Genomic DNA, 2,838 nt, shown 5'->3' on the forward strand with positions numbered 1-2,838 from the left:
AGCGCGGCGGCCGCCGTCAGCGGGTCGCCGCCGGCCACCCGCGCCGCCGCGTCGAGCGCGGCCGACCCCTCGGGGGTACGCAGCGCGGAGAGCTGGTCGAGGTCCACCCGGACCATTCTCCCGACCCGCCCCGGGACCGATACGGCGGGCGACGCGCTGGCACTCTCCTTGACGGAGTGCTAGCCGAGGAATAACCTGCGATTAGCACTCTCACCCTGAGGGTGCCAACACCCGGGCCCCGTGCCCGGGAGTTGAGCGCCAGGCGGACCGGCACCCGCGACGACGGCCCCGCCCGGTGGCATGTGGCAGATTGACGCTGGTCGGCATGCCGACCGGTAACGACACCAAGTACCCGGGAGGGTATGCCCGTGACTACCGCGACCAAGGTTGCGATCAAGCCGCTCGAGGACCGCATCGTGGTCCAGGCGAACGAGGCCGAGACCACCACCGCCTCGGGCATCGTGATCCCCGACACCGCCAAGGAGAAGCCGCAGGAGGGCACCGTCCTCGCTGTCGGCCCGGGCCGGATCGACGACAAGGGCAACCGCGTGCCGGTCGACGTGAAGGTCGGCGACACCGTCCTCTACTCGAAGTACGGCGGCACCGAGGTCAAGTACGCCGGCGAGGAGTACCTGGTGCTCTCCGCCCGCGACGTCCTCGCGGTCATCGAGAAGTAAGCAACCGATCAGTGTCGTTGCCCCGGTCCGGCTCGCCGGGCCGGGGCAACGGTGCTTCGAAGGGATACTGATGGCGAAGATCCTCAGCTTCTCGGACGACGCGCGGCACCTGCTCGAGCACGGTGTCAACGCCCTCGCGGACGCGGTCAAGGTCACCCTCGGCCCGCGCGGTCGCAACGTCGTCCTGGACAAGAAGTTCGGTGCGCCCACGATCACCAACGACGGCGTGACCATCGCCAAGGAGATCGAGCTCACCAACCCGTACGAGAACCTCGGCGCGCAGCTGGTCAAGGAGGTGGCGACCAAGACCAACGACGTCGCCGGCGACGGGACCACCACCGCCACCGTGCTGGCCCAGGCCATGGTCCGCGAGGGCCTGCGCAACGTGGCCGCCGGCACCAACCCGACCGGCCTGAAGCGGGGCATCGACGCGGCGGCCGCCAAGGTCTCCGAGGCGCTGCTCGGCAAGGCCGTCGAGGTCGCCAGCAAGGAGTCGATCGCGCACGTGGCGACCGTCTCCGCGCAGGACCCGGCCATCGGCGAGCTGATCGCCGAGGCGATGGAGAAGGTCGGCCGCGACGGTGTCATCACCGTCGAGGAGGGCTCCGCGCTCACCACCGAGCTGGAGGTGACCGAGGGTCTCCAGTTCGACAAGGGCTTCATCTCGCCGAACTTCGTCACCGACGTGGAGGGGCAGGAGTCGGTCCTGGAGGACCCGTACATCCTGATCACCACGCAGAAGATCTCGGCGATCGAGGAGCTGCTGCCGCTGCTGGAGAAGGTCCTCCAGAACAACAAGCCGCTGCTGATCATCGCCGAGGACGTCGAGGGCCAGGCCCTGTCCACGCTCGTGGTCAACGCCATCCGCAAGACCCTCAAGGTCTGCGCGGTCAAGGCCCCCGGCTTCGGCGACCGCCGCAAGGCGATGCTCCAGGACATGGCGGTCCTGACCGGGGCCGAGCTGGTCGCCCCGGAGCTGGGCTACAAGCTCGACCAGGTCGGCCTGGAGGTGCTCGGCACCGCCCGCCGCGTCGTGGTCGACAAGGAGAACACCACTGTCGTCGACGGTGGCGGCCAGGCCTCCGACGTCGCCGACCGGGTCGCCCAGATCCGCAAGGAGATCGAGGCCTCGGACTCCGAGTGGGACCGGGAGAAGCTGGCCGAGCGGCTGGCGAAGCTCTCCGGCGGCATCGCGGTGATCAAGGTCGGCGCGGCCACCGAGGTCGAGATGAAGGAGCGCAAGCACCGCATCGAGGACGCCATCGCCGCGACCAAGGCCGCGGTCGAGGAGGGTACGGTCCCGGGCGGCGGCGCCGCGCTGGCCCAGATCCTGCCGGTGCTCGACGACGACCTGGGCTTCACCGGCGAGGAGAAGGTCGGCGTCTCGATCGTGCGCAAGGCGCTTGTCGAGCCGCTGCGCTGGATCGCCCAGAACGCCGGCCACGACGGCTACGTGGTGGTGCAGAAGGTCGTCGCCCAGGAGTGGGGCACCGGCCTGGACGCCGCCACCGGCGAGTACGTCGACCTGGCCAAGTCCGGCATCCTCGACCCGGTGAAGGTGACCCGCAACGCGGTCTCCAACGCCGCGTCGATCGCCGGCCTGCTGCTCACCACCGAGAGCCTGGTCGTGGAGAAGCCGGCCGAGCCGGAGCCGGCCGCCGCCGGTGGGCACGGCCACTCGCACGGCCACGGCCACCAGCACGGCCCGGGCTTCTGACCCGAGGAGTACGCCCGACGTCGGGGCACACCGCCGATCCGGCGGTGTGCCCCGACGTGCTTACGGAACGCTGACGAGATTGGCAGCCGGCCCGCCCGGTCGACCAGACTGGACGGCGTGCGCATGATCTCCCGCCGCCACGCGGCGCTGGCCGGTGTCGTCGCCGCCGTCGTGGCGCTCGGCACGGCCGAGCCGGTGGCCGTCCTGACCGGCCCCCGGTCCGCCCCGCTGATCGCCGTCGGCGGCGTCGTCGTCGACCTGGTGCCCGAGCCGCTCAAGCAGTTCGCCATCGCCGTCTTCGGCACGTACGACAAGATCGCCCTGCTGGTCGGGACGGCGCTGCTGCTGGCCGGCTTCGCGGCGCTGCTCGGCCTCGCGGCGGCCCGGCGACTGGCGAGATCGGAAGAGCGTCGTGTAGGGAAAGAGTGTTCAGAGCGGTGTAGA

2 protein-coding genes are annotated in these 2,838 nt (G+C 70.6%); both read left to right on the plus strand.

Features of this window, described 5'->3' with window-relative positions; translation table 11 throughout:
- Positions 1–362 precede the first annotated feature (362 nt).
- Positions 363–677 carry a co-chaperone GroES gene (groES, locus tag HUW36_RS29910; protein WP_088998427.1) on the plus strand — a complete coding sequence of 105 codons (315 nt, stop codon included), beginning with the start codon at positions 363–365 and terminating at the stop codon, positions 675–677.
- A 70-nt stretch (positions 678–747) separates the two neighbouring features.
- Positions 748–2,394: a chaperonin GroEL gene (groL, locus tag HUW36_RS29915; protein ID WP_174531161.1), complete on the plus strand. Its 1,647-nt coding sequence runs from the start codon at positions 748–750 to the stop codon at positions 2,392–2,394.
- Positions 2,395–2,838 lie beyond the last annotated feature (444 nt).

The organism is Micromonospora maritima (assembly GCF_902825405.1).
Taxonomy (GTDB): Bacteria; Actinomycetota; Actinomycetes; order Mycobacteriales; family Micromonosporaceae; genus Micromonospora; species Micromonospora maritima.